The organism is Nostoc cf. edaphicum LEGE 07299, from assembly GCF_015207245.1.
Taxonomy (GTDB): Bacteria; Cyanobacteriota; Cyanobacteriia; order Cyanobacteriales; family Nostocaceae; genus Nostoc; species Nostoc edaphicum_B.
In genome coordinates, this window is sequence record NZ_JADEXF010000294.1 from 1 (window position 1) to 5,607 (window position 5,607).

Here is a 5,607-nt window from a genome sequence, read left to right on the forward strand (position 1 = left end):
AAACAGTAGTGCAGCACTATAGAATAAAATACAGCTGGCAGCAAGTATTGCGTAGTAAGTCAAAATATAACTAAAGGTAATTCCGGCAGAATTTCCAGCCCACAAGTGTAAAGGAATTGCTGCTAAGACAACGAGATAAATTAAACTCGGAACCCCTAGCAACTTGCCAGTCAATATACTTGTTTCTGATTGAGGACTGAGACGGATAAAATTCAGCGTGCCGCGAGTTTCTTCTTTAGCTAAATCATTGATGAGCAAATAAGTTCCTGCAACTAAGAGGGTAAATACAAAAATTACACTCAAAGAGAGGAATATATATTCCCAGTGATCTCGCCACCACAACTGCCAATCAATTTCATTTGCCGGACAAAAATTGTTTGATAGGAAATGATTAAAATCATTAATTTGAGATTGATTTGATTGCTGGTAAACCTGGTTTTGCCGCAGTTCATATAATTGGCGCAAACGACAGTATGTAGCAGTTAGCGAGTATTCATCATTAGGAAACTCGCGTAACTGATATAGAAAGACTACCATTTGTAGAAGTAGAGATGTAGCAACTGCGATCGCTACATTAAAAAATTTCAGGCGTCCTTTGAGTTCTCGGAATAGTTGCGGATTCCAATCGCCGATTTTGTCTATTAAATTGACCATCATAGGAAAAAGTTCTCCAAAAATGGGGAGTGATATTTATTGACGAATTAAGATGCTTGTTTGTGACCTAATTTTAAGAAAATAGTTTCTAAGTCTTCTTGTGTGCAGTGAAAATCAGTCAGAGGAATGCCTGCTTTAATGAGCGATCGCAACAACTCAGCGCTATCTTCATCTTTGCCCGAAAAATTCACCCGGACGCTGTTTTTTCCTGATATCACCTCCCACTCTTCTACTAAATGATGATGTTTCAATTCCCTTAACAGTGTTTCTAGGTTCCCCAGAGTTGATATCATAATTTGCTGATGGGCAAGACGTTGATAAAGTTGCTGTAAAGAGGTACTTTCTACCAAAAAGCCAAGTTCCATAATTCCCACAGAAGTACACAGTTCTGCTAAATCACTGAGAACGTGGGAAGAAATGATTACAGTCATCCCAGCTTCTTGTAAAGCCTTGATGATTTCACGAAAGTGCATCCTAGCAATGGGATCAAGCCCAGAAACAGGCTCATCCAGTAGTAGTAAAATCGGTTCGTGGATAATGGTTCGCGCTAAACTTAAGCGCTGTTTCATTCCCCTTGACAGGGTAGAAATGCGACTATTGCGTTTATTACCAAGTTGGATTAGTTCTAAAACTTCATGTAAACGTTGAGTGCGGCGTGGTTCTCGCAAACGATAGAGACGCGCAAAATAATCTAGGTAATCCCAGACTGTCAGATCCTCATACAGTGGGTAGTCATCGGGTAAGTAGCCAAGACGACGCTTAAGTTTGGGATTACTCTTGTCACGGAGTAAGCGATCGCCATTAATATAAATCTCACCCGTAGTTGGTTCCTCAGCAGTTGCCAACATTCGGATGAGAGTTGTTTTACCCGCGCCATTGGGCCCAATCAGTCCATATACTTCCCCCGCCTGTATTTCTAAATCAACATCATTGACAGCAACGTGCCGATCAAATTGCTTAGTTAGTCCACGGGTGCAAATTGCTAATTCTTTTACCATCGCGGCTGGGGTGCGGCTTGTGATTAACAGTTAAGCTAACCTTTTTTTACAACTTTTGTCAGGCTGGTTTCGGAAATTGAAACTGGCTTTATCTAAAGCTGCTTTCAGTCATGGACATCATTTACCTTATCTTCACTAAAGTTTTAAATAATACTAATTATTAAGTTTTGCTACGGGGAATACTAAAGCTAGAAATCTCTAGGCCTCCTCAGTTAATCGGGTGTAAAAATTATGGATTTTGGTTCGGTGCCTGGTATCGGGTCAATTATTGATAAAGCCATCAAAGATGGCAGAGAGTGGGGGCAAACGTTTCTCAACGATTCAAGCTGGCACGGTGATAAAGATAAGATGGCAAATCATGCCATATATGAGTCAACATTGTGGTCTGTAGGCAACGGAATTGCTGGTGGGGCTGTAGGTATAGCTGGGATACCGTTTGAAGTTGCTGGTACACTTTATTCTCAAGTAAAGCTGGCATCTACTCTTTTCGCTATACATGAAATTGACACCTACAGCCAATCTACACAGCCCTTAGTTTTAGCTGCTGCTGCTGGAGTTAGTGTATCTGAACTAGCTAATAATTTGGGAACAAAAGCAGCGTCACAGGCTATTCAGAAAGCTTTGATGTCTATCCCTGGTAAAACATTTGCTCAGATAAATAAAACTTTGGGAATTAAGTTAATCGCCAAAACTGGTGAAAAGACTTTAGTCAACGTAGCAAAAATAGTACCTTTTGTAGGGTCTGCGGCCGGTGGTACGGTAAATGGGGTAATGATGAATGCTTGCGGACATTCAGTAATTGCCTTCATTAAGGTTTGGAACAGGTAATAAAGCAAGATCGGCATTTGTAGCGATTATCTAAATTATCAAGTTTAGGCGATCGCTATTACATAAAACTTTTCTACTTTTCTCCCTTCTCCTGCTGTTTTCGCCGCTCCTCAATGCGAGCAAAGATTTCATCAATAGTGGGATTTCCTAAGATTTGATCCCTGTCTCGTGTGTAATCTCCACTACCTATTTCAAATTGCTGCATAAATCTTGCCATTCCTGCTGGGCCAAGAGCCTTTGTTAAGGCTTCTATTCCCAGTTGCCTAATCTCAGCCTGAGAAAGTTTAGTTACATCTAGCCTTTTGATATTTGTAACTTTGGGCAGAACATCTGAACTTTCAACCTGCGAAATCCGCCTTTGTTTGATTCGGGCAACTATTTTTTCAATAGTAGGATTTCCTAATATTTCATCTCTATCTCGCGTGTAATCACCGCTTCCTAAATCGAATTGATGCATAAATAGCCCCATTCCTGCTGGGCCAAGAGCTAAACTCAGCGTATCTATGCCTAGTTGCTGAATTTCAGTCTGAGTCAACTTACTCACATCTATCATTTGCAACCTCTCTGAGCCACTGAAGCGGGTTCTCTACTTTCACTTGTAGCAAGTCTTTGTACCTTGCAGCCAAACGTAACATTCTGTCATCAGTTGTGAGCAAAACATTAACATTTCCAGCTTCTGCACAAGCAATATGCAATGCATCGTAGTCTTTAAACCCCATTTGGGCAAGTTCCCCACCACGAAACGCAATTTCTTGGGTTATGTTGACTTTACTCATTGCTAAAGCAGCCCAAATCCTCATCTGCCGTTTTCTTGCTCCTTCAGGAGTGTTCCGAAGTTCATCATCAAAAACTTCACTTCCTTGCAATTGCCAATCACGTGTTTGAACACTAGCCAAAATACGAAGCACCGCTTCAACTTCCAAACGAATTCTCTCTTGTGTCTGGTCATCAAAAAGGCGATTCAGACAACACACATCTAAATAAATTAAAAACTCCATCGGTACATTTTGCTAGGTATGATATTTAATCTGCAAGCATTTACCCAGTAATAACTAGCTATGACCCAGAACTACCGCATTACTCTACTACCCGGCGATGGCATTGGCCCTGAAATTATGGCAGTGGCGGTAGATGTGCTGAAAGTCGTAGGGAAGCAATTTGATCTGAAGTTTGAATTCCAAGAAGCTCTCATAGGTGGTGCAGCAATTGATGCCACAGGTGAACCCTTACCATCTGCCACTCTAGAGGCTTGCCGTAACAGTGATGCTGTATTGCTGGCTGCGATTGGTGGCTATAAGTGGGATTCCCTGCCATCCAATTTACGCCCAGAAGCAGGTTTGTTAGGATTACGTGCAGGTTTAGGATTATTTGCCAATTTGCGCCCAGCGAAAATTTTGCCCCAGCTAATCGACGCCTCGACTTTGAAACGCGAAGTTGTGGAAGGCGTGGATATTATGGTGGTGCGTGAACTAACTGGCGGGATTTACTTCGGGAAACCCAAAGGAATTTTTGCTACAGAAACTGGTGAGAAACGCGGTGTAAATACAATGGTTTACACCGAATCAGAAATTGAACGTATTGGAAGAGTGGCGTTTGAAGCGGCAAAAAAACGCGGCGGAAAACTTTGTTCGGTGGATAAAGCGAACGTATTAGACGTATCTCAGTTATGGCGCGATCGCATCACCCAACTTAGTACGGAATATCCAGATATTGAACTCTCTCATTTATATGTAGATAATGCTGCTATGCAGTTGGTACGCGCTCCCAAGCAATTCGACACCATAGTTACAGGCAATTTGTTTGGCGATATTCTCTCTGATGCTGCTGCCATGCTCACAGGTAGTATTGGGATGTTACCCTCAGCTAGTTTGGGTGCTTCTGGGCCTGGTGTATTTGAACCAGTCCACGGTTCCGCCCCAGATATTGCTGGACAGGATAAGGCAAATCCTCTAGCACAGGTTTTGAGTGTGGCGATGATGTTGCGCTACGGTTTAGACCAACCAGAAGCGGCAGATCGTATCGAACAAGGTGTATTGCAAGTTTTAGAACAAGGCGATCGCACAGGAGATATAATTTCTCCAGGAAAAAATCTCCTTGGTTGCCGCGCTATGGGAGACTCACTCATCAAAGCTATCGAACAAAAATAATTTTGTATAGCAACTTGGGCAATTTGGCAACCTTTGCCATAAGTTTCGGGTAGACTATAGGGAAATCTAGCAATCAAATAACAGTCGATAGTGTACGCATTACGACAAGGTCAAGTAAATTTTACCGCCCCAAAGAACCAATCGCCTTTGATTGATCCCTCTGTAATTAGAGCTGCTGGGCAGATATACTATACTCACTGTGAAGTCCATCCCGAAATAGCTGGGCAACCTTCTGGTGTAGCAATTAATCGTGTGACTCATCGAGGTAAGGTTATTTTTACTAACCAACCAGTTCTTTTACCTCAAGAGTGTTTTGTACCCTTAAGTCAAATTGAATCGCATATGTATTAGTCATTGGTCATTGGTCATTGGTCATTGTTCATTAGTTATTGGTCATTAGTTATTGACAAAGGACAAATGACAAAGCACAAATGACACAGGACAAATGACAAAGGACAAATGACTGTATGGACATTTTGTTCGCCATCCCGGCGAGTGTAATGGTCTTTGCTTTGGGTGCATCTATTGGTAGTTTTCTCAATGTTATTGTTTATCGCCTACCGGCTGGGTTGTCAATTCTTTGGCCGCCTTCCCGTTGTCCTAAATGCTTAAACCAGCTAAAAGCTTACGACAATGTACCAGTGTTCGGCTGGATTTCCTTAAGAGGGCGGTGTCGATATTGCAAAAGCAAAATTTCTGTCCGTTATCCTGTGGTAGAAGGGGTAACGGGCATAATTTTTTTACTAATTTTTTTGGTATTTCAAGTTTCGACTTTAACAATAGGCTATTGGGCTTTTTGCAGTTGGTTATTGGCTCTATCACTCATCGACTTAGATACAATGACCCTACCCAATCCACTTACTAAGTCGGGTTTAGTGGTGGGAATTTTGTTTCAAATGGTAGTTGGTTTTCTACCAGAGGGTAGTTTTGTGGCATTGGTAAATCACTTTATGATGGCGATAGTTGGTGCAGTATTAGGC

7 protein-coding genes and 1 pseudogene are annotated in these 5,607 nt (G+C 41.8%); 4 read left to right on the forward strand and 4 right to left on the reverse strand.

Going from position 1 to position 5,607, the window contains the following annotated elements; translation table 11 throughout:
• Both IQ229_RS10865 and IQ229_RS10870 read right to left on the reverse strand, forming a co-directional pair.
• Positions 1-657 (reverse strand): annotated as a pseudogene (locus IQ229_RS10865) (ABC transporter permease); the annotation flags it as partial.
• A 44-nt stretch (positions 658-701) separates the two neighbouring features.
• Positions 702-1,652 carry an ABC transporter ATP-binding protein gene (locus IQ229_RS10870; RefSeq protein WP_194043587.1) on the reverse strand — a complete coding sequence of 317 codons (951 nt, stop codon included), beginning with the start codon at positions 1,650-1,652 and terminating at the stop codon, positions 702-704.
• Between the two features lie 231 nt (positions 1,653-1,883).
• Between IQ229_RS10870 and IQ229_RS10875 the strand changes: the two genes are divergently transcribed.
• Positions 1,884-2,480, forward strand: coding sequence for a hypothetical protein (locus IQ229_RS10875; protein WP_194043589.1), 597 nt, complete (start codon positions 1,884-1,886; stop codon positions 2,478-2,480).
• Positions 2,481-2,553: 73 nt separating this feature from the next.
• On the opposite strand, the gene IQ229_RS23920 is transcribed toward IQ229_RS10875, so the two are convergent.
• Together IQ229_RS23920 and IQ229_RS10890 are read right to left on the reverse strand one after the other, a co-directional pair.
• Positions 2,554-3,033, reverse strand: coding sequence for a hypothetical protein (locus tag IQ229_RS23920; protein ID WP_228013377.1), 480 nt, complete (start codon positions 3,031-3,033; stop codon positions 2,554-2,556).
• Entirely contained in the window at positions 3,017-3,478 is a 462-nt protein-coding gene (locus tag IQ229_RS10890; protein WP_194043597.1) for a PIN domain-containing protein, read from the reverse strand. Before IQ229_RS10890 ends, IQ229_RS23920 begins: the two co-directional genes overlap by 17 nt.
• Before the next feature lie 60 nt (positions 3,479-3,538).
• On the opposite strand from IQ229_RS10890, the gene leuB reads away from it, so the two are divergent.
• The 3 genes from leuB to IQ229_RS10905 all read left to right on the forward strand — a co-directional run.
• Complete coding sequence (leuB, locus tag IQ229_RS10895) at positions 3,539-4,627, forward strand: 3-isopropylmalate dehydrogenase (protein ID WP_194043599.1); 1,089 nt, start codon at positions 3,539-3,541, stop codon at positions 4,625-4,627.
• Between the two features lie 90 nt (positions 4,628-4,717).
• Complete coding sequence (locus IQ229_RS10900; protein WP_094347451.1) at positions 4,718-4,978, forward strand: hypothetical protein; 261 nt, start codon at positions 4,718-4,720, stop codon at positions 4,976-4,978.
• Between the two features lie 116 nt (positions 4,979-5,094).
• A partial coding sequence (locus tag IQ229_RS10905) for a prepilin peptidase (RefSeq protein ID WP_194043601.1) occupies positions 5,095-5,607 on the forward strand: 513 nt, incomplete at its 3' end.